The organism is Rhodococcus sp. 06-470-2, assembly GCF_002258235.1.
Lineage (GTDB): Bacteria > Actinomycetota > Actinomycetes > Mycobacteriales > Mycobacteriaceae > Rhodococcoides.
The window spans coordinates 87,176-107,347 of record NZ_NOYB01000038.1 but is presented as its reverse complement, the minus strand read 5'-3'; the positions used below and the strand labels follow the sequence as shown (position 1 = coordinate 107,347).

The 20,172-nt window shown below is 65.7% G+C and carries 24 protein-coding genes; 11 read left to right on the top strand and 13 right to left on the bottom strand.

What is annotated here, in order from left to right; all coding sequences use genetic code 11:
• Nucleotides 1-30: 30 nt before the first annotated feature.
• The 4 genes from CH276_RS21390 (at nt 31) to CH276_RS21375 (ending at nt 3,858) form a co-directional block, all read left to right on the top strand.
• The gene (locus CH276_RS21390) at nt 31-780 is read left to right on the top strand and encodes a DsbA family protein (protein ID WP_254923996.1); all 750 of its coding nucleotides are present in this window, start codon (nt 31-33) and stop codon (nt 778-780) included.
• Between the two features lie 19 nt (nt 781-799).
• Nucleotides 800-1,372, top strand: a complete 573-nt coding sequence (locus CH276_RS21385) for a vitamin K epoxide reductase family protein (protein ID WP_032393990.1) — start codon at nt 800-802, stop codon at nt 1,370-1,372.
• A gap of 119 nt (nt 1,373-1,491) precedes the next feature.
• A complete protein-coding gene (locus CH276_RS21380) occupies nt 1,492-3,030 on the top strand; it encodes a C40 family peptidase (RefSeq protein WP_032393989.1) in 1,539 nt (512 codons plus the stop codon).
• Between the two features lie 36 nt (nt 3,031-3,066).
• Nucleotides 3,067-3,858, top strand: a complete 792-nt coding sequence (locus CH276_RS21375; protein WP_441344207.1) for an acyl-[acyl-carrier-protein] thioesterase — start codon at nt 3,067-3,069, stop codon at nt 3,856-3,858.
• Here the strand turns inward: CH276_RS21375 and CH276_RS21370 are convergent.
• The 8 genes from CH276_RS21370 to CH276_RS21335 all read right to left on the bottom strand — a co-directional run bounded on the left by CH276_RS21370 (nt 3,762) and on the right by CH276_RS21335 (nt 11,572).
• Nucleotides 3,762-5,210, bottom strand: a complete 1,449-nt coding sequence (locus CH276_RS21370) for an AMP-binding protein (RefSeq protein ID WP_094629525.1) — start codon at nt 5,208-5,210, stop codon at nt 3,762-3,764. The genes CH276_RS21375 and CH276_RS21370 overlap by 97 nt on opposite strands.
• On the bottom strand, nt 5,200-5,826 hold the full coding sequence (locus tag CH276_RS21365; RefSeq protein WP_094629524.1) for an energy-coupling factor transporter transmembrane component T family protein: 627 nt from the start codon (nt 5,824-5,826) through the stop codon (nt 5,200-5,202). The genes CH276_RS21370 and CH276_RS21365 overlap by 11 nt, the downstream gene beginning before the upstream one ends.
• A complete protein-coding gene (locus CH276_RS21360; RefSeq protein WP_032393986.1) occupies nt 5,823-6,503 on the bottom strand; it encodes an energy-coupling factor ABC transporter ATP-binding protein in 681 nt (226 codons plus the stop codon). The genes CH276_RS21365 and CH276_RS21360 overlap by 4 nt, the downstream gene beginning before the upstream one ends.
• Before the next feature lie 10 nt (nt 6,504-6,513).
• Nucleotides 6,514-7,647 carry a thiolase family protein gene (locus tag CH276_RS21355; protein WP_094629523.1) on the bottom strand — a complete coding sequence of 378 codons (1,134 nt, stop codon included), beginning with the start codon at nt 7,645-7,647 and terminating at the stop codon, nt 6,514-6,516.
• Complete coding sequence (locus CH276_RS21350) at nt 7,644-8,765, bottom strand: AMP-binding protein (RefSeq protein WP_094629522.1); 1,122 nt, start codon at nt 8,763-8,765, stop codon at nt 7,644-7,646. The genes CH276_RS21355 and CH276_RS21350 overlap by 4 nt, the downstream gene beginning before the upstream one ends.
• Nucleotides 8,762-9,313 carry a biotin transporter BioY gene (locus CH276_RS21345; protein WP_176459369.1) on the bottom strand — a complete coding sequence of 184 codons (552 nt, stop codon included), beginning with the start codon at nt 9,311-9,313 and terminating at the stop codon, nt 8,762-8,764. Before CH276_RS21345 ends, CH276_RS21350 begins: the two co-directional genes overlap by 4 nt.
• 152 nt (nt 9,314-9,465) lie before the next feature.
• A complete protein-coding gene (locus CH276_RS21340) occupies nt 9,466-9,954 on the bottom strand; it encodes an HNH endonuclease signature motif containing protein (protein WP_094629521.1) in 489 nt (162 codons plus the stop codon).
• 151 nt (nt 9,955-10,105) lie between these two features.
• Nucleotides 10,106-11,572: a DUF222 domain-containing protein gene (locus CH276_RS21335; RefSeq protein WP_141214764.1), complete on the bottom strand. Its 1,467-nt coding sequence runs from the start codon at nt 11,570-11,572 to the stop codon at nt 10,106-10,108.
• Nucleotides 11,573-11,647: 75 nt separating this feature from the next.
• Here CH276_RS21335 and CH276_RS21330 point away from each other — a divergent pair, with 75 nt between their 5' ends.
• A complete protein-coding gene (locus CH276_RS21330; protein WP_094629519.1) occupies nt 11,648-12,157 on the top strand; it encodes a GNAT family N-acetyltransferase in 510 nt (169 codons plus the stop codon).
• On the opposite strand, the gene CH276_RS21325 is transcribed toward CH276_RS21330, so the two are convergent.
• The 3 genes from CH276_RS21325 to CH276_RS21315 form a co-directional block, all read right to left on the bottom strand.
• Nucleotides 12,147-13,091 (bottom strand): CPBP family intramembrane glutamic endopeptidase, encoded by a 945-nt coding sequence (locus tag CH276_RS21325; protein WP_254923995.1) that lies wholly within the window; start codon nt 13,089-13,091, stop codon nt 12,147-12,149. The two genes, CH276_RS21330 and CH276_RS21325, sit on opposite strands and share 11 nt — an antisense overlap.
• A 106-nt stretch (nt 13,092-13,197) precedes the next feature.
• On the bottom strand, nt 13,198-13,449 hold the full coding sequence (locus CH276_RS21320; protein ID WP_094629517.1) for a hypothetical protein: 252 nt from the start codon (nt 13,447-13,449) through the stop codon (nt 13,198-13,200).
• Between the two features lie 19 nt (nt 13,450-13,468).
• A complete protein-coding gene (locus CH276_RS21315; RefSeq protein WP_052049254.1) occupies nt 13,469-14,110 on the bottom strand; it encodes a GAP family protein in 642 nt (213 codons plus the stop codon).
• 66 nt (nt 14,111-14,176) lie between these two features.
• Between CH276_RS21315 and CH276_RS21310 the strand changes: the two genes are divergently transcribed.
• From CH276_RS21310 to CH276_RS21300, 3 genes are read left to right on the top strand one after another with little or no spacing between them, the layout of a single operon-like run.
• Nucleotides 14,177-14,782 carry a TetR/AcrR family transcriptional regulator gene (locus CH276_RS21310; protein WP_094629515.1) on the top strand — a complete coding sequence of 202 codons (606 nt, stop codon included), beginning with the start codon at nt 14,177-14,179 and terminating at the stop codon, nt 14,780-14,782.
• Nucleotides 14,783-14,842: 60 nt separating this feature from the next.
• Nucleotides 14,843-15,385 (top strand): GtrA family protein, encoded by a 543-nt coding sequence (locus CH276_RS21305; RefSeq protein ID WP_032393981.1) that lies wholly within the window; start codon nt 14,843-14,845, stop codon nt 15,383-15,385.
• Complete coding sequence (locus CH276_RS21300) at nt 15,372-15,896, top strand: SixA phosphatase family protein (protein WP_094629679.1); 525 nt, start codon at nt 15,372-15,374, stop codon at nt 15,894-15,896. The genes CH276_RS21305 and CH276_RS21300 overlap by 14 nt, the downstream gene beginning before the upstream one ends.
• A gap of 17 nt (nt 15,897-15,913) precedes the next feature.
• Here the strand turns inward: CH276_RS21300 and CH276_RS21295 are convergent, their stop codons facing one another.
• The gene (locus CH276_RS21295; protein ID WP_094629514.1) at nt 15,914-16,114 is read right to left on the bottom strand and encodes a hypothetical protein; all 201 of its coding nucleotides are present in this window, start codon (nt 16,112-16,114) and stop codon (nt 15,914-15,916) included.
• Between the two features lie 163 nt (nt 16,115-16,277).
• On the opposite strand from CH276_RS21295, the gene CH276_RS21290 reads away from it, so the two are divergent.
• Genes CH276_RS21290 through CH276_RS21280 form a run of 3 tightly spaced genes read left to right on the top strand, consistent with a single transcriptional unit; the run spans nt 16,278 to nt 18,813 of the window.
• Nucleotides 16,278-16,868, top strand: coding sequence for a hypothetical protein (locus CH276_RS21290; protein WP_052683919.1), 591 nt, complete (start codon nt 16,278-16,280; stop codon nt 16,866-16,868).
• The gene (locus CH276_RS21285) at nt 16,868-18,166 is read left to right on the top strand and encodes a sensor histidine kinase (protein ID WP_094629513.1); all 1,299 of its coding nucleotides are present in this window, start codon (nt 16,868-16,870) and stop codon (nt 18,164-18,166) included. The genes CH276_RS21290 and CH276_RS21285 overlap by 1 nt, the downstream gene beginning before the upstream one ends.
• Nucleotides 18,163-18,813, top strand: a complete 651-nt coding sequence (locus tag CH276_RS21280; protein WP_094629512.1) for a response regulator transcription factor — start codon at nt 18,163-18,165, stop codon at nt 18,811-18,813. Before CH276_RS21285 ends, CH276_RS21280 begins: the two co-directional genes overlap by 4 nt.
• 10 nt (nt 18,814-18,823) lie before the next feature.
• Here the strand turns inward: CH276_RS21280 and CH276_RS21275 are convergent, their stop codons facing one another.
• A complete protein-coding gene (locus tag CH276_RS21275; protein WP_094629511.1) occupies nt 18,824-20,146 on the bottom strand; it encodes an NAD(P)/FAD-dependent oxidoreductase in 1,323 nt (440 codons plus the stop codon).
• Between the last annotated feature and the right edge of the window lie 26 nt (nt 20,147-20,172).

Here is a 20,172-nt window from a genome sequence, read left to right as displayed (position 1 = left end):
ACTCAGGATCGACTGCCTAAACTGGTCGCCGTGAACACGAGCAAGAACGTCTCCAAAGACATCAAGGCCATGCAGAACGGCGACAAGAATCGTCGGACTCTGATTCAGGTCGTCGTCGCAGTCGTTCTGATCGCGCTCGTGGCAGCGATTGCCCTCTTCATCGTCAACCGAGATTCGACGTCGGGGGATGCATCGGCCGCCGGCTCCAGCGGGTCGACCGGTGCCCAGCTCACCCCCACGTCGCTCACGGACGACGGTGCCATCCGCTTCGGCAATCCCGACGCCACTACCGTCATCAGCGTCGTCGAGGACTTCCAGTGCCCGGCGTGCAAGAACTTCGAGTCCGTCAGCGGATCGACGTTGCAGCAGCTGGCCGACGCAGGCAATGTCGCCGTCGACTACCGTCCCATCTCCATTCTCGACCGGTTCTCGAACGGAACCATGTACTCGACCCGCGCGGCCAGTGCGTCGATCTGCGTCGCCGAGAACGACCGCGACAACTGGATGAACTGGCACACCGCCATGTTCGAGCAGCAGCCGTCCGAGGGCGGTACCGGACTGACCGACGACGAACTCGTCGCGATCGCCGCCGCTGCAGGTGCCGACTCCCCCGCCGTCGCGTCGTGCATCACCGACGGCAGCTACACCGATTGGGTCACCACCCAGACACAGTCGGTCCTCGGCGAAGGCATCAACGGAACACCGAACGTGCGGGTCAACGGCACCGACATCGCCAACCCGACGCCGGAGAACATTCTCACCGCCGCCGCCGGTAGCTGAGCAGCATCCGACGACCGACATGAGAACCCGCGCTGGTGCCGCTGTCTTCACCCTGTTCAGCGCTCTCGGCTTGCTCGCAGCGCTGACGCTGACGATCGAGCGATTCAAACTGCTCGAGGACGCGTCGTACGTCCCGTCGTGCAGCCTGAATCCCGTGCTCTCGTGCGGGTCGGTGATGGTGACGAAACAGGCTGCGCTGTTCGGTTTTCCGAACCCCATCCTCGGTATCGTCGCGTTCTCCGTCGCGCTCGTCGCCGGGGTGCTGTGGCTCGGCCGCGTCGAACTGCCGCATTGGTTCTGGCTCGGCATGAGCGGCGGCCTGCTGCTCGGTGAAGTGTTCGTGCACTGGCTGATCTTCGAGAGCCTGTACGAGATCAACGCCCTGTGCCCGTACTGCATGGTGGTCTGGGCGGTGACGATGCCGTTGTTCGTGCTGGCTCTGAGCCGACTGATCGGCTCCGGACCGAACAACGGCGGCACCGTCGGCCGCCTCTTCCTCGAATGGCGGTGGACGCTGCTCGCGGTGTGGTACGCAATCGTCGTCGCGCTCATCGGAATCCGCTTCTCGGACTACTGGGCATCCCTGTTCTGACAGTTTCGCAAAACTCATGAGTCGAACGTCTGCACCGTGCATGATGGGAGCAGCACCCGAGTGAGCCTGATCACAGCCACTGGCTCGGGGAAGGTCGTTCGAGTAGCAGGAGTCGATACATGGCAGGCGATCCATTCGCAGTCATCGTTGCCGTCATCGTGTCCGCCGCCGGAGTTGTCGCCGGAACCGACGCCCCGGCTCCGATTCCCGATCAGGCGGTGAAGGATCAGGCGGCCGCGATTGCCGCCGATGCCGAGGATCAGGCGAACACGATGAGTGATCAGTGGACCGAACTCCTGGGGACCCTGCCCGAACCTGCCGCCGACATCGCCGACCGCACCCTCTCCGACGCCGCCGAGGGCATACACACCGCCGCCGAACCGATGCTCCCCGATCTGCCGACGGTGGAAGACATCGAAGCAGCCGACGCGGAGGCGGCAGGCGCAGAAGCAGCAGGCACGGATACAGCCGAGGGTTCTGCGGTACCGACCGACCCGACGGCTGTTGCCGCCCTGCCCGCCGCACTGTCGACCACGTCGACTGCCGGTTCCCCCTCTGCGCCACTGCCGTTCAGTGTGTTCTCGTCGAATGCGGTGTCCACCACCGCAGCCGCCCTCGGGGCGGGTGCCGTTCAATTCGCCGGCCGGACGTACACCGCCGCCGACATCGCCACCCAGACCGCGTTCATGGCGTCGGCCGAGGCCATTCGGCGTGCGCTGTTCCCCGGTCAACCCGCCACGTTCACCGGCATCAACGTGGGCCCGATCGGTTTGGGTGCAGTGGGAGCCATCACGGCCTTCGTGCCGTGGCTGCAGAAGGCAGGCAACATCTGCGGCGGCGTCAAGGCGACGACCATCGCGGCACTGTATGCCGCCGAGAACGGCTTTCGACACGGCCCAACCGCTCCGGTCTCGAGCACCGGCGCGCAGGGACCGGGGCAGTTCATGCCCGGCACATGGGCCACGTACGGCAAGGACTACGACGGCAACGGCGTCGCCGACGTCAACAGCATCGGTGATTCGGTGATGGCGTCGGGCACACTGCTGTGCGATATCTACGGACAGGTCGACGGGTGGAAGCGGGAGGGCAAGGTGTCCGGTGACACCTTGGATCTGACCCTGGCCGGATACAACGCAGGCGCAGGGGCTGTATTGCGATCGGGCGGCATGCCCTCGGGCACATTCGATTACGAGACGCAGACCAAGCCGTACGTCTCTCGCATCCGAGCGACCGAAGCGCAGTTCGCCGCGATCCTGACGCCCTTCGCCGGACTCGACCTCACCGGAATCGGCGGCCGATCGGTGCAGTTGGCGATGGACTACCTGGGACTGCCGTACGTATGGGGCGGCGGAAACATCAACGGGCCGTCCGGCGGTGGATTCGACTGCTCAGGCCTGACGTCGTATGCCCTTTACAAGGCCTCGGGCGGGAAAGTGACACTGCCCCGCACCTCGGAAACCCAGTGGAACGTGGGCACCGAGGTCCCGATGGAGCTCGCGCAACCGGGCGACCTGCTGTTCGGAAACTTCGGCCCGGCCGGGCCGGGTCACGTGGCGATCTACATGGGAAACGGGCAGATGGTGCACGCTCCCACCACCGGAGACGTGGTGCGTGTGGCACCGGTGTTCGACGGCATGCGGGCCCGGCACATCGTCTGACAGTGCACATTCGGCCTGTCCGCGTACAGTGCCATCGTGACCAATGCACGCGTGGAACCGGCAGGCTTCGACGACGAACTGGCACCGGAGCCGCCGCCCGGTGAGGGTTTCGAGGCCAGCTGGCCGGTGCGGACCGGCGACATCGATCCGAACAACCGACTGCGGTTCGACGGCGTTGCCCGCTACCTGCAGGACATCGGCACCGACAACCTCGATGCCACACCGTTGGGCAAGACCGATCCGATGTGGATCGTGCGACGCACCGTCATCGACGTCTTCGAGCCGATCCACTTCCCGGACCGCGTCCATATGCGGCGCTGGTGTTCCTCGATGTCCACGCGATGGTCCAACATGCGGGTGGCACTGACGACACCGAAGGGTGGGCGCATCGAGACCGAGGGCTTCTGGATCAACATCAGCAAGGACACCGGAATGCCGACCCGCATCAGCGACGGTGCCCTGGAAATGCTGGCGCGAACCACCGATCAACACCGGTTGCGCTGGAAGGCATGGCTGACCGAGCCGGTGCCGGCGGAATCTCACGAGGACGTTCAGTTCCCCTTGCGCGCAACCGATATCGACCCGTTCAACCACCTCAACAACGCCGCATACTGGCATGCGATCGAGGAGTTGCTGGTGGACGTGCCGGAGCTGGCCGCGGCACCGCACCGCGCCGTCATCGAATACCTGACCCCGGTGCTGGCGGGTGAACGCGTCACTCTGCGCCACCGCTACGACGGCGGCGCGTTGACCGTCTGGTTCGTCGTCACAGGAGCATCGGGCGAGCCGACGGTCCGCACCGTGGCCAAGGTTGCACCCAAGGCGTGACGGTCGAGCTTGCCGCGTGGTGTGCGGGGCAGCGAATCCACGACGGCGATCACCACCGGCAGGCTGGGACCCGGCAGCACGGTGCGTAGGTGGCGGCGGATCCGATCCACGGATATCGGATCGGTCTGCGCAACAACCACTCCGGCCGCGGGCTCCGCACCGGTTCGGTCGTGGGGCAAGCCGACCACCCCGGCCTCGAGCACACCGGAGATCGACAACAGTGCCGCTTCGATCGGAGCCAGCTCGACGTTGAGTCCGGCTCGAACGATCGTCTCGCTGTCGCGGCCGTGCAAGATCAGTCGTCCCTCTTCGACACTGCCGCGATCGCCGACGGTCATCCACCCGTCGACCGGCCCGTTCGTCAGGGTCGTGTGGCCTCCCACTCGGCTCAGGTAACCGTCGAACAGCATGTCGCTGCGCACGTGCAGCAGTTCGTCCCTGATCTCGACCTCGACCCCGTCGAACAGCTGTCCGCTGACCTCGGTGCCTGTGATTTCGCTTCGGTCGTAGGAGACGAAACTGAGCTCGGACGCCCCGTAGAAGTGCGTCGTGGTTGCCTTCGGTAGCGCTCTCGCCAGTGCCGCTCGACCCGACTGCGGCCATCGCGCCGCAGACGAGAGCACCTCGCGGACACTGTCCGATCGCACTCCCGAGCGAGCGATGTCCCAGGCGATGGTCGGTACCGAATACAGATGTGTCGGAGCATCTTCGAGAGCGACCGGCACCTTGCGTAGGTCCACCGTCGCACCCCGGGTCAGCCCGTGCAACGCACCGTAGAGAAAGTGGGTGTGATCGAGGGTGCCGGGTGCGGACACCCGATCGCCTGGACCGAGATCGAACAGTGCATCGGAGCGGTCCAGCGTGGCAGCCCACGACGCCTGATTGCGCACGAACAACTTGGGCGGGCCGGTGGTTCCGGAGGTGACGCCCACGAGCAACTCGGAATTCGCTGCGGGAGTAGGGATGGCGGCGGTCGGGTCGGCAGCCACGTCCTCGGGTGCGAACACGTCGACTGCGCCCCAACCACGCAATCTCGCATGCTGACGCGGATGCGCGGCAATCAGCGAGGGCTCGCACACCGCCGTGACATCGGCGAATTCATGAGCCAGCAGATGTCGATGCAGCAGAACGACACTGACTCCGGCATGCATCGCCGCGACGACGACCACCAAGGATCCGATATCCGACGTCGGCAGCACCGCGATGCGACTCGTGCCCGCCAACGAGCCCGCGGTGCGTTCCACCGCACCCCAGAATTCGCGATAGGAGATCTCCCCGGTCGCATCGACGACCGCCGCCTCGGGACTGTCGGAATGCCGCGCTATTCGGGCGGCGAGCAACTCACTCGTCATCGTCTCTTCTCACGTCATCGTCATCGACACCGCGCGCGACGAGCGCGTCTCCCATGGCGTCGGCGGTACGGAGAGCACGCACCAGGACCGGGGTTGCCAGCGCCGTCATCGACCACTGCAGTCCGCGTGCCTTACGCGCCTGCGACACCTCCTGCACGATGGACGCGAGCAGCGGGATGCACCGAATGGCGAGGGCCAGGAGCAGTCCGATGCGATCCGGATCGACGCCGAAGCGTCGGACGGGACCGAGCGCCCTGGTGACCGTATCGAGCATGTCGGTCACCCGGGTGGTGAGGGTGACCAGAGCCGCCAGAGCAACGGAGATCACCAGCACCCCACACACCACCACAGCCCGCTGCCAGGTAGTGATGATCACCTGGAACACACCGATGATCAACAGCATCCACAGCACCGGACGTAGTTGCGCCAGTGCCACTTTCGCCGGAATGCGAGCCGCTGCGAACAACGCCGCGACCAGCAGCGCAACCACACCTACTTCGAGCGGAGTGCGCGCGAAGATCACCGTCGCCAGGATCGCGACGATCAGTGCCAGCAACTTCGATCCCGGACTCATCCGGTGCAGCAGCGAGGTCCCGGGCCGGTAGAGACCGATCATCCGATCAGCTCTCGGTAGGCCGGAACGGCAGCGGCGGGAGCCCCGTCGAATGCGACACGCCCGTCGTCGATGACGATGACGCGCTCGAAGCTGTCCAACAGTGCCAGTTGGTGGGTCACGACGATCACTTGCTGATCCATCGAATCCAGAGCCTGCGCGACGACGCGGCCGTTGCGCAGATCGAGCAGCGTTGTCGGTTCGTCCGCAACGACCACCTCCGGCCGTCGGATGAGAACCGCGCCGATGGCGAGCAGCTGCTTCTGTCCACCCGAGAGCAGGTGCGCCGGATGGTCGCGGTGCCGATCCAGACGGAACCGGACCAGAATTTCGTCCACCCGCTCGGCCACCTCGGCCTTGCTCAGGCCGGACCTGCGCAACGAGAACGCGAGATCCTCTGCGACCGTGGGCATCACGATCTGCGAATCGGGATCGGTGAACACGAAACCGACCTTCTTGCGAACCTGCGCACCCTTCTTCGCGGCATCGACGCCGTCGACCGTGACGCGGCCGGTATCGGGCTTGATCAGACCGTTGATCATCCGGGCGAGCGTCGACTTGCCCGAGCCGTTGGATCCGATGATGCCGATGCGCCGCTCGTCGAACTCGAGGTCGATGCCGCAGAGCACCTGCCGTTCCCCGAACGAGTGCGAAATGTTCTCGAACCTGACCGTACTCATACAACCTCGCTCATGTTGCTCGCTCCACCAGCATCGCTATCCCTTGCCCGCCGCCGATGGCGCAGGCCGCCAGGCCCAATGCCGGTCCTCCGGGTTGCAGCATTCGAGATGCCAACCGTACCAGTAGAATTGCGCCCGACGCTCCCCACGGGTGCCCCATGGCGATGGCCCCACCCTCCGGACAGATAAGACCTTCGTCGAGGCCCAATTCGTCCGAGACCGCGAGCACGACCGACGCGAACGCCTCGGTGATCTCGACGGTGTCGATATCGGCGATGCGCACCCCGGTGCGGGCGAGCAGTTTCTCGATCGCCCGCACCGGACCCAGTCCCGGAAGAGCCGGGTCGGACCCTGCGACCGCGCTACCGAGGATGCGCAACGCCGGCATCCCGGCTGCGTGCTCGGCCGTGGTGACGGCCAGAACCGCTGCGCCGTCGGATATTCCGCAGGAGTTGCCCGCGGTGACGGTACCGTCGGAGGTGAAGGTGGGGCGCAGCCTCCCGAGCCGCTGAGCGGTCATGTTGGGGCGGATACGCTCGTCGGTTGCGACGTCGTTCACGGTGACGATCTCGGCCGAGAAGTCGCAGACCGCCGCGCGCGCGAAAGACTGTGCCGCGTAGGCATCTTGGCGTTCGCGCCCGATACCGCGGATTCGCGCGAGGTCGTCCGCCGCCACGCCCATGTCCGGGTCCGCGAAGCCGGGTGGCGCGAACGGCGCTCGCGTGTAGCGGACGGGTGCTTCACCGTCGACCGGTGGCCAGAATCGCCACGGGCTGGTGCTGGCAGATTCGACGCCACCGGCCAGAATCAGTGTCTCGTCGCCGCTGCGGATGCGCGACGCGGCCTGCACGACGGCGTCGAGTCCGGATCCGCACTGCCGATCGACGGTGACACCTGGAACGTCGAGACCGAGACCCGCGAGCAGCGCCGAGACACGTGCGACGTCGCCGCCGGGACCGAGGCAGTTGCCGAGGATCACGTCGTTGATAGGGATGTCGAGTGAGACAATCTCTGCCGCAACAGCTTTCAGCACAGGAGCGGCCAACTCGGGGGCGGTGACATCGGCGAAGCCATGCCCGGCGATACCGATTGCCGTGCGTTTCGCCGCAACGATGACGGGCGCATGCACAGCAGGGATCATCATTGCAGGGCCGTTCCCTGCAATGCCCCTCGCGCGATCTTGCCGCTCGAGGTGCGGGGCAACTGCTGCACCACCGTCCAGCGTCGCGGCAGTGCTTCCTTGGCCATGATGGCGCGGGCGTCGGCGCGGACGAGGTCGAGGTCGCGGGTTCCGTCGAGTTCGACTATGGCAGAGACTGTTTCGCCGAGAACCGCGTGCGGTATGCCGATCGCTGCCGCAGCTCGGACGCCGTCGAGTGCGGTCAGGATGTTCTCCACGTCCTCGGCGATCACGGTGGTTCCGCCCACGTTGATCGCTGCATCCCCGCGGCCGTGGACGAGGAGTTCGGAGCCGTTCAGTTCGGCCAGATCACCGACGCCGAACCAATCGCGCGCACCCAGTGCAGCGTACGGCGATCGAACGAACAGGTACCCGTCCTCGGTGCGTGCTTCGACGTCACGGAGCAGCCTCAGTGACGAGTGCTCGCCCACGACTCGTGCCGCCACCAGCGACAGCTCCGCCGAGCCGTAGTACTCGACCAGCCTGATGTCCTGCGCCGAGATCGTCTGCGCGGCAGCATCGTCGAGGCCGGCGCCGGCAGCGACGGCAACCCTCGCGCGAGGCATCCGGCGGAGGACGTCACGGAGTACCGCAGGCACCGCATGAACGGCAGTGGCCTGCGCAGGCTCGTCGGTGATGCACGCCCCCAGCCACAGTGCATGCACCGCGGCGAACAGGTGCATCGTGGCGTGCAGCGGTCCGGTGATCAGCACGGTGTCGGTCCGTCGGATACCGGAGATGGCGGTGAACTCCGAGAAGCTGTCGACCCACGACGCGACGGTGCGAGCGAGCGGTTTCGGGCGCCCGGTGGAGCCCGAGGTCGCCACCAGCAGGAACGCGTCGGGACTCTGCTCGTCGGCACGTTCCGGCCTGATGGCCGGATCCTCGACCCGCACCGCGCTGCCCTGCCTGGCCGCCGCGAACACACAGATCAACGCCTCGGGCAGATCGAGCGCCGATGCATCGTGCACCGGGAGGTGAGGCCACTGCTCGACGGCTGCGTCGAGGTCCGTGTACGTGAGCACGCGACCCGCCCGGACGATCGCGGTGCCGTTGCCTCGACCTCCCAGCTCAAGGGTCACGCCTTGATCAGGCCCGGGTACGCACGGTGGACGCTCTTGGCGACGACGGTGGCGACGACGACCTTGGCGATGTCACCGGGCAGGAACGGTCCGTTGGACGTGACGGCGGCCCAGAGTCCGACATCGGTGCGCAGAACGAGCCCGATGATGCCGAATGCGTAGACGACCAGGATTCCGCCGACCGCGTTGATCAGCAGGCCGAGCACGATCGAGTACTTGGGCAGGATTCGCGCAGTGAGCAGGCCGATCAGGAATGCGGCCGGGATCCAGCCGATGAGGTACCCGACGGTGGGCCCGGCCACCGCTGCGAGGCCGGTACGCCCGCCGGCCAGCAGCGGCAGACCGATCATCGTCAGGGCGAGGAACACCAGGACCGCGGCCGTGCCCTTGCGGGGTCCGAGGATGGCACCGGACAGGATGATGCCGAGGGTCTGCAGGGTGATGGGCACACCCGAGAATCCGACCGTGATGGATCCCGGCAGGCCGAGCGCGGCGATGAGTGCTGCGAACACTGCGATCTGCGCCATGTCGCGGGCCGAGACGTTCATTCGCCCGACCTTACGGCTCGGCCGGCGAGTACTGCGGTCTACATCTGACACGGGTGGCTCCTCGAGGAGTGGGACGGTGACCTGCCCCAGAGACTTGAACGGCGTTCAAGGTAGCAGGCCAGAGGCCCGTGCCACACCGGCGCGGGTGTTCTTCAGAAGGGCGGAGGGTCGTATCGGGTGCGGTCGTACCGAACACGCGCATGGACGACACGACAGTGTTCGAGGTAGGCCCGCCTCTTCCCTGCGAGCTTCTGCCTCTCGTTTTCCGTTGCTGCACAACGAAAGTCCTCGAGTGTCGGCGGTGCACACCCACTGTACTCGAGCTCCCAACGGGTGGGTTCGGCCGGGGACACCGACGTCCCGGCCGATGTACTTTTGCGGTGGCGTCGGTGGCGTCGGTGGCGTCGGAGAGGCGAGGCGATCGAGAAGTCCGGCAACGAGACCGCACGTAGACCGACAGAGTTCGACCACAGAATCGCGCCTCCGGCGAGCATCACCGCCGACCACGCCCCCGAGGTCTTCGCCTGATGATGGAAGACGCACACCGGCTGAAGATTGGTCACGATCGTCCAGCCGCCGCGCTCGGGATCGTCGTGATCGAACGGAACCAGATGATCGATCTGGCACCGAGCCGACGGCACGTCGCAATTCGGAAACGTACAGGTGCGATACGCCGCCCTAACGAACGCTACGACGCGGGCACCGGGCCGATACGTCACCGCCGACTCCGACGGAGCCGATTCGCCGCCATGACCGTCGGGAAAGATGCCGCGAGCACGCTCGGGCTGATCGTCAATCCATGCAAGCCACCGTGCAACGAGCCCATCGCGGACAGACTCCTCCCCCAAATACCGGGACTGCACATAGGAGGCAGTGAGCGTCCACGAGGCGCACGGACGGAAGCTCGGCGGCACCACGCACCCGGCCCATGCAGACGACCCGACGCAAAAGCGGCGGAGCCGTCGAGAACGGCCCGAACGGACCCGACACCGAACCAGACACATCGCCGCTGCGGGAGTCGGCACGGCCGGGGCCGAAGCCGGCATCACTGTTCGACTGCCCGCGGCCGGAGTCCGAACCACCATCGGGGCGTTCCGGGGCCGGTCCGTCGGGGCTGCACGTGCTGCCACCACCGGCGAGAGGGCCACCAACGTCGGGGCTGCACGTGCTGCCACCACCGTCCGGGCCACCATCGTCTGGACCACCGTCATCGGGGCCATCATCGTCCGGACCGCCGTCATCGGGGCCACCGCTGTCCCGGCCGTCATCGTTCGATCCGTCGTCGCCCGAATTTCTCTGTTCGGGTTTCAGCATCTCGACCAGCTCGGTGAGCAGCGCCTGCCATTTCGCGTCGGCGGCAACGAGGCGCACCACTTCGGGGTCGATAGGTGTGCCGTCGGCGAGGGTTGCGGGCTCCGAGGACAGCCCCAGCAGCGTCTCCACCGCCACCACGATCTGGAGGAGATGCCCGCGTCGAGGAGGGATATCGTCGGCAGCGCCGGCCACCGGGCAGTCGTCGCCGCGATCGCACTGACACACCAGTGAATGCTCGCCGTGCAGCAACGCCATCAGACCCGCGGCCCGCAGCGTGCCCGTCGATCGTGGGTCGCGCTTGCAGACCGTCCCGACGATCTCGACGATGAGTGCGTCCGCTTCGGCTGCTTCGAGATCGGTGATCTTCGCGATGAGCGACGCGATCCCACCCGGACCGGTGCGGTCGATTCGCACACCGACCTCCTCGGACTTCGCGGTCTCTCGGGCAGCTGCGGCTCCGACCGGATCGGCTTTCATCCACAGCCGCCAGATCCGGTTGCGCAACGCCTGCGGACGCATTCGGCCACCCGCCGCACAGACCTCGTGCTCGATTGCCGCAATCACCTCGTCACCGGCGCGGTGCAGCACCGAGGTGATCGTGACCACCGTCGACCAGTCGAAGCTGCCGGTCACGAATCGTAAGGCGGTCAACGGCATTCGATGCAGACGCTCCGCGACATCGTGCACAACGGACGCATCGCGACGCGTTCCGGTCATCGTCACGGCGAGATCGCACAGGGCACCGCGGACGGTCTCGCCCGGATCTCCGCCGTCGGCTTCGGCTGCCTCGAGGCGCATCTCGAGCACGTCGCAGTACGCGAGCACGGTCGCCGCCCTAGCAAGGTTCTCGTTGACACGGTTGAGTGCAATGACGTAGAGAAAGCCCGCGATGCAGTCGTCGACCGGCGGCGTCTGCGCCACCCCCCACCCACCATTATCGAACATGCATTCGATAGTACGAGAGGGGTCCGACAAGAAAATCCGACGAACAACACGAGCCGTAGCGGTACAACTACAACCGTGGCCGGCTACACGATTCGCGACATCCGCCCAGGCGACGAAGAACAGCTCGGTGCAGCGCACGTGGCGATCTGGAAAGCGACGTACGCGGGAATGATGAACAGAGCCAAGCTCGATGCAATCCGCCCTCGCGACCGCATCGAACGATGGGAGCAGATCATCGCCAGCCGCGACGAGCAGTCGAGCCGCGGCGTGCGGACCCGCTGCGCCGTCGACACCAGTAGTTCACGCATCGTCGGTTTCGCCACCGGCGGACCACCACGCGACGACGATCCGCCGGCACCGACCGAACTGTGGTCACTGAACGTCGTGCCCGAGCACCACGGCACCGGAGTCGCAACAGAACTCATGGACACCGTCGTCGACCGGGAGTCATCGACATACCTATGGGTGGCAGCGGCCAACGATCGTGCGGTGGCGTTCTACCGCAAACATCGATTCGAGCTGGACGGCACCGAGAAATTCGACCCGATCTGGGAGTGCCGCGAAGCCCGCATGGTCAGGGCTTGACGGGCGGCTCTCGTCTGGACTCGTCGGGGTCGAGTTTCTCGGGGTTCAGGACCACCTCGGCCACCACCGGAGTCGTCTCGACGGTCACATCGCCGTACCGAACGGCCACCGTGTTCGGCAGGAACGCCTCCAGCGCACGCGGGGTGAGCCACCACAGCAGCGCCGCGAACAGGATCAGAATGTTGATCCACTGCAGAACGGTCGCCGAATTCTCGGATGGAATCACTCGATCGAACACTTGAATGTTCATCACCAGGCCGTGGACGGCGATCAACACCCACAGCCGCCGGTAGCGGTAGAACACCCAGACCGCCGCGGCACCCCAGCACAGTGCCCACAGAAATCCGCCGCCACCGAAGTACATGTAGAGAAGGCCTCGCATCGTCGCCGACAACGCCATGATCGCCCAGATCGGGAGCCGGCCCACGAGCAGCAACACCGGTAGCGCCACCAGAATCGGCTCCTCGCGTAGGCCCACGGTGAGAGCCGAAACTACTGCGAGCCAATCGGATTCGACCGAGGCCGGAACCGAGAAGCTGAATCGGACGATGTCCATGCGAGACAAGACGAGCAGCGCAGCAGACGCGGCACCGATCGCCGCGCACCAGGTGAGCGCGGCCTCGAGCGCGGTGCCACTGCGGGCAGGCCACACCGCAGGCAGCTTCCGACGCCGAACGAGACAGACGACGGCGATCGCCACGGCACCGACCGTCACCTGCGCCGCACCCACCGCCAGATCGGCCCACTGGTCCCCCATGGACAGTGTCGGTGCCGGCGCGTCGGGTTCACGGAAGCGCCACAGCGCACCCATCAGGCTCACCGAGTAGACGACGACCCAACCGGCGACCAGACCCAGGACCATCGCCGCGGTGCCGGCAGCGGTCAGACCACGCCGAGGCGAGCGAGCGAGTTCCGTGCCGACACCGGTCGTCACCAGGTCACCACCATTCCGCTCGATACAGATCGCCGAACAGCTTGTTTATCACGCCTGGGCCGAGAATTCAGTACCGTCCTTGCGATACGCGAACCGGCGGGCCCGCTCACGGTCGAGTGTCACGCTCGGATGGATCGCTCGATTCCTTGCTGCCGACGATGTCATCTCGCAGTTCCGCGAGCAGGCCCTTCTTGGGGGTGCCGCGACGCGATTCCCACACGTCCACCGTTGCGAGCACCACCAGAACACAGCCGATCGGGCCGCCCTGGAACCAGAACACCTGCAGGTCCCAGAAGAACAGCGCCAGCGCCGCGCCGGCGACGATCATGACGATGCTGCGCGCATCTCGTGCATTCATCGTGTTTCCTCTCGTCGATTCAGACCAGGTTCAATTCGATCGCCGCATTCGCGGCCAGTAGTGCGCCCACCACGAGCAACACCGTTGCCGACACGTCCCCGCTCCAGCGATCCACGCGTCGCAGCAGCCTTGACGCGAGCGACGAAACACGCTCCTGCGCAGCCACTCTGGCGGCGAGTAGGACGAGGGCAGGTGAGAGTGTCACGAGCACGTACGCCGCGAGCAGCAGCGACGAGAACTCCCACCCCAATCCGGCATCACGTACCGCGTCGATCGCTGCGAAATAGGGCAGCATCGTCGCCACCTCCAACGCGCCCACCGCGACCGCGAGCAGGACCACCCCGCGAACACTCCCCGGGGGCCGCGTCCACCACGCACTGCCCGAGGCTCGCCGCCGACGGTCACAGAGCAGGCCCACGACCAGAACCACAAGACCCACCGCCAACCGAATCCGCGCGTCGCCGGGAATCGCCACGGTCGAGCCATCGGTGGCCGCCCACACCGCGATGCCGACCCCGAGGTAGAGCAGACCCACCACACCCAGATGCAGCAGAACGACACGCGCCCGGAATGACGGCCGCAGCATCATCCACAGCGGAACCGCAAGAGTCCCGACGCCGATGCTGTCCACCAGCGCGAGTCCGGTCAGCTGTATTGACACAGCTGTACCGTAACAGCTTTTCAGTACAGGTGTGTGAAAAAGATTCCCCCGTGCTAGAACAGACCGATGCCGAAGATCGTCGACCACGATGCGCGCCGGGCGGAGATCGTCGCCGCCGTATGGCGCGTCATCGAACGAGCAGGAATGGACGGGGCGACGGTACGCAGCGTCGCCGCCGAAGCCGGCGTGTCCCCCGGATCACTGCGGTACTACTTCTCCGACCAAGGAGAACTCGTCCTGTTCGCGGCCGAGGCCATGACGCAACGCGTCGTAGCGCGGTTGGAGGCGCACTCCACCGAGGGCGACGGCCTGGCGCGAGCTATCCGCGTCCTCGAAGAAATGCTGCCACTCGACGAGGACCGCCGCGCCGAGGCGTCGGTGTGGCTCGAAGCGATCGTGCGAGCCAGAGTCGACGAACGACTCTCCGCCCTCAAGACGGCCGGGTGGTTCGGCAGCCAGTATCTGTGCCGACTCGCGTGGGCACACCTGCACGACCTCGATCGACCGAACTCCCCCGCCTTCACCTTCGACACCGCCACGGACGAACGTGCAGCAGCCGAACTGCACGCCTTCGTCGACGGACTGACGTTGCAGGCAGTGACATATCCCGAGCAACTCGCGACCGAAGAGGTCCGTCGAATGCTGCGGGACCACCTGAAGACGCGGCTCTAGGCCCTCTTCGCAGCCGCGACGAATCCGGCCCGATCCGTTACTCGAGGTAACGTCGATGGGATGCATGTGTCCGACCGCCTCACCGACCACGTTCCCCAGCGCTGGCTCGAGCCCCTCGTCAAGCACGCCGAGGCCCTCAAGTTCCTCATCGTCGGAGCGATCACCTTCGTCGTCACCGTCGTACTGTTCTTCGGCCTGAAGTGGACGATCCTGCAGGACAAGCCGGTGACAGCGAACGTTCTGGCCGTGCTGATCGCGACGATCGTGTCGTACATCCTCAACCGGGAATGGTCGTTCACAGCACGCGGCGGACGACGTCGCCACCACGAGGCAGCGCTGTTCTTCGCCGTCGCCGGAACCGGCCTGGCAATCAACCAGCTACCGCTGTGGGTGTCGAGTTACATGCTGGATCTGCGTTCGCCGAACGTGTCCTTCCTCACCGAGAACATCGCCGACTTCGTCAGCGGATCCATCATCGGCACGTTGCTGGCAACCGCTTTCCGATGGTGGGCGATGCGCAAGTTCGTCTTCCCGGAGCAGGTGGACGTTCTTCCCGATCCCGCCGCCCTGACCGTTTACGGTGGACGGCATGGCGACCACTAGGACCCTCGTGCTGATGAGGCACGGCAAATCCGGCTACCCCGACGGAGTGCCGGATCACGAACGCCCCCTGGCCGCCCGCGGCCAACGCGAGGCGGCGCTCGCGGGAGCCTGGATCGGCGAGCACGTCGGCACAGTCGACGCAGTGCTGTGCTCGACGGCTCTGCGCACCCGCGAGACCCTGGCTGCTACCGGCCTGGACGGCGCTCCCACCCACTTCGAGCGAGACATCTACGGCGGATCCGCCGACGAGATCATCGACGAGATCCGGTTGGCCGACACCTACTTCGACGACGTGACGGTATCGACCTTGCTGGTCGTCGGGCACGAACCCGGAATCCCCTGGACCGCACTCGAACTGGCGGCCGACGACGACACCGACCTGGCCCGCGAGGTTCGACACCGCTTTCCCACCTCGGCCATCGCAGTGCTGACCACCGAGGCGTCCTGGGCAGAGCTGGCCGCAGGCTCGGCAACCATCACAGAGTTCTGCATCCCGCGCGCCGATCAGTGATCAGTGTTGGTCGGTAGTCAGCGGTTCCTGAGGTAGAGGTAGCCGGCCCCGCCTGCCGCGATCAGCAGAATCAACGCGGCGGGGAACCCGAGCAGCCACCACACCACTGCCAGCACAACCAACGCGGGCGCGGCGGCGATCAACGCGATGCCGGGGTTCTCGCGCACCGTCTCCAACGCGGACTGTGCGTGCACTCTCTCGATCTTCTTGCCTGCCATGACGGACTCCCTGTCGCCTGCGTGTCCTGTATGCGTAATTCCACAGTAGCGCGTTCGGCTACGACTTTCGGTGGAGCGCCGCGTCGTACCTTCGGCCGAACCACCAGGTACGACGCCTCCGCGGGGGTATCGCAGCGGCGTCCGCTGCGGTGAGATCGGGTCCATGAACAATCCGATTCTGCTGACGATCGCGATCTGCGAGGTCGGCTTCTGGGTTCTGGTGATCGGTGGCCTGTGCCTGCGTTACGTGGCACGCATGCGACGCGCCAGCACCGTCACCCTGGCTCTGCTCCCGGTCCTCGATGTCGTCCTCGTCGCCGCGGTGGCACTCGACCTGCACCGCGGCGGCGACGTCGAATTCGCGCATCGCCTCGCGGGGATCTACCTCGGCTGGACGGTCGTGTTCGCGCACTCCACCGTGGCCTGGCTCGATGTACGCTTCGCGCACCGATTCGCCGGCGGACCTGCACCGGTCAAGCCCCCGAAGACCGGCCCGCGGGCCTACCGCAACGAGATTCGGGGATTCGTGAAATGGCTGTGCGCCGCCGCCATCGCGCTGGTGATCACCTACGCATTGGCCTACACCGTGGCAGACTCGGAGCAGGCAGCAGCGCTGAAGACCGTGATCCAGCCACTGGGCGTCATCACGTTCTTCTGGTTCGTCACCGGACCGCTGTGGGTGCTGGGTTCCAAAACTGCGGGTACGAAGAGCTCGAGCTCGAAAGATGCGGCAGGAGAACGGAGTCGACTCTGATGCTGGGTGATTCCCGGGTACCGGGCTTTCACCGCGTAGTGCGCACGTTTCGCCCGTCCTGGCGGCCGCGCAATCCCGTGGTACTGCCGATCGAAATGCTCCTGGCCACTCTCTTCTACGCCGGATTCCAACTCTCCACCGGCACCGTCGGTGACACCCGGGACGAACTGGTCAGCAGCCCACCCCTGATCGCAGTGAGTGTCGTTGCCCTGCTGGCGATGACCGCGGTGACGTGCGTGCGCCGATCCTTTCCCGTCACGGCATACCTGTCGGTGGTGGCGATCAGCGTCGCGCTCATTCTCGTCCTGCCGGACCGGACTCTCGGGTTCACCCCGCTGTACTGGTTCGCCATCGTCGCCTTGGCAATTCGGGTGACCGGGCCACGCCTGTTCGCCCCCATCGCCGTCGGGCTGATTCTCGAAATCGCAGTCAGCGTCGACACCCGCCTGTCCTACCCGGATGCCGCGGCCGGCCCCGGAGGCACGATCGGCGTGGTCGCCGAACAGATCGCGAACCTCGCCATCAACTACACGGTGCTCATCGCACTGGGCAAGTACATCGCACGAAACCGCGCGCAGGAACTCGAGAGCGAGGCCGCCCTGGGCCGAGCCGAACTCGAACACCGGCAACAGCTGAACGCAGCCCTGGACAACGAACGAAGAGCCATGGCACGCGAACTACACGACGTCGCAGCCCACCACCTGACCGGCATGCTCATCCAAGCCAAGGCAACCAAGACACTCATCACGAGCAACCCCGAGCAGGCACGCGAACTACTCACCGGCGCAATCGAACACGGCCAACGGACCCTCGACAGCCTACGCCAGATCGTCGGCATACTGCGCCCAAGCGAGACGAACAACAGCAATCCGCAGCCGATGATCGCCGACCTTCCCGAACTGATCGAGCAGTCACGAATGTCGTTCGGGCGCATCGACACGAGCATCCTCGCAGACAGCGACGACACCGACAGCGCGGTGCAGTTGACGTGCTATCGCGTCGTTCAGGAATCGCTGTCCAACGCCCGACGCCATGCGCCGAACTGCGATGTTTACGTCGAGGTATCCGACCTACACTCGGCCATCGAGGTGACCGTCACCAACACGCTCACGCCGGACAGCTCCGAGCTGCGCGAGTCCTCGGGTCAGGGGTTCGGCATCCCCGGAATGCGTGAGCGCACCGCACTACTCGGCGGCACCCTCGATGCGGGATCGTCCGACGACCGAACGACGTGGACCGTGCGTGCTCGACTACCTGTCGGCGGAAAGATCTCTCGACCACAGGAGATGCCGGCATGATCACCGTACTCATCGCGGACGATCAGCCCGTCGTTCGGCAGGGATTCGAGCTGTTCCTCGCCGGCCATCCCGACATCGAGGTCACCGGGCACGCGAGCTCGGGAAGGCATGCCGTGCAGCAGGTGTCGGCACTGCGACCGGATGTCGTACTGATGGACATCAGGATGCCGAACGGCGACGGACTGACTGCAACGCGCGAGATACTCGCACAGTTCGACAGCGTTCGCGTCATCGTCGTCACCACGTTCGACCTCGACGAGTACGTGTTCGCAGCTCTCGACAGCGGAGCGTCCGGCTTCCTGCTCAAGGACGCCGACCCCGACGAACTCGCCGACGCGGTGGTCACCGTCGCCGACGGCGGAGCGGTCCTCTCTCCACGACTGACCCCGCGCTTGATGACAGAGTTCGCTCGCCGGGGCAGGCCGATTCGAACCACTCCCGTTGCACCGCAACACGACCTGAGTCTGCGCGAAATGGAAGTGGTTCGACTACTTGCGGAGGGACTGGGCAACAACGAGATCGCCCGTTCACTGCAGGTCGAACAGAGCACCGTCAAGACTCACATCGGCAACATCTGCCGCAAACTCGAGGTCAATACCCGAGTGCACGTGGTGATCTGGGCCTACCGCAACGGCATCGCGACCTAAGTCTCCACAACTAGGCCGCTCTGCGCTCGTCTTCGTCGGCAGTGTCGCTGGTGTGCTCCTCCAGCGAAGCGGAATGGTCGGTGTACTGGAAGTGCGGTCGCTTGTCACCGATGTACGAGGTCATCCACGACACCACCGCAACGTAGCGGTTCCGGAAGCCGACCAGGTACATCAGGTGCACCGCGAGCCACATGATCCACGCGATCGGTCCCGACATGTCGACCTTGCCGAACAGCCGCGCCACCGCGCTGAAGCGGCCGACGATCGACATGCTGCCCTTGTCGGTGTACTCGAACGGCGTTCCCGCGTCGACCTTTCCGATGATCATCTTCGCAACGTGCCTGCCCTGCTGCATCGCCACCGGCGACTGACCGGGCAACTTGTTCAGCGACGTCACGTCGCCGATCGCGTAGATGTCCTTCGCCGAACCGACCGTCAGGTCGTCGTGCACGAGAAGCCGTCCGGCACGGTCGGTCTCACACCCGGTCCGCTCGGCAACGGTGGCCGCCAGGTCACTGGCCTGCACGCCCGCCGACCAGATGACCGTCTTGGCGGCGAACGTCCTCGACGTCTTGGTGTCCACGTCCTGCACCGTCACCACGTCGTCGGCGATATCGGTGACCATGGCACCGGTGACGACGTCGACGCCCGACTTCTCGAGCTTCGTACGGGCGTACGCGCTGAGCTTGCCGCCGAACGCCGGCAGCACTTCCTTGACACCGTCGACGAGGGTCACCGTGACGTCGTCGGGATCGATGTCCGGGAACGAACCGGCGAAGTAGCGGTGCGCGAGATCCCTGATCTGACCTGCGAGCTCGACACCCGTCGCGCCTGCACCGACGACGACGAAGCTCAACAGCTCCTTACGAGCAGCCGAATCGGTTGTCAGGTGCGCGGATTCGTAGCAGCTCAGAATCTGCTCACGCAGAGCGATCGCGTCGTCGACGGTCTTGAGCGCGAACGTGCGGTCCTTGAACTCGTCACGACCGAAGTACGCCTGCGTGGCTCCCGTGGCGACGATGAGACGACCGAAGCCGATGGTGTGGCTCTGCCCGGCACCGATGTAGGTGACCTGGTGCGCCTCGGGATCGACATCGACGACGCGTCCGAGACGCACGTCGGCCGACTCGTACTGCGCGAGAATGCGCCTGATCGGCGGGGCGATCTCGCCCGTCGAGAGCATTCCGGTTGCGGCCTGGTAGAGCAGCGGCTGAAAGAGGTGTTCGGTGGTGCTGGAGATCAGCGAGAACGTCACACCGGCCTTGCCCAGAGACTTGGCGGCGGCCAATGCTCCGAATCCCGATCCCACGATGACGACGTCGTACGTTTGCACAGCACTTTCCTTTTCGGCTCGAGTCT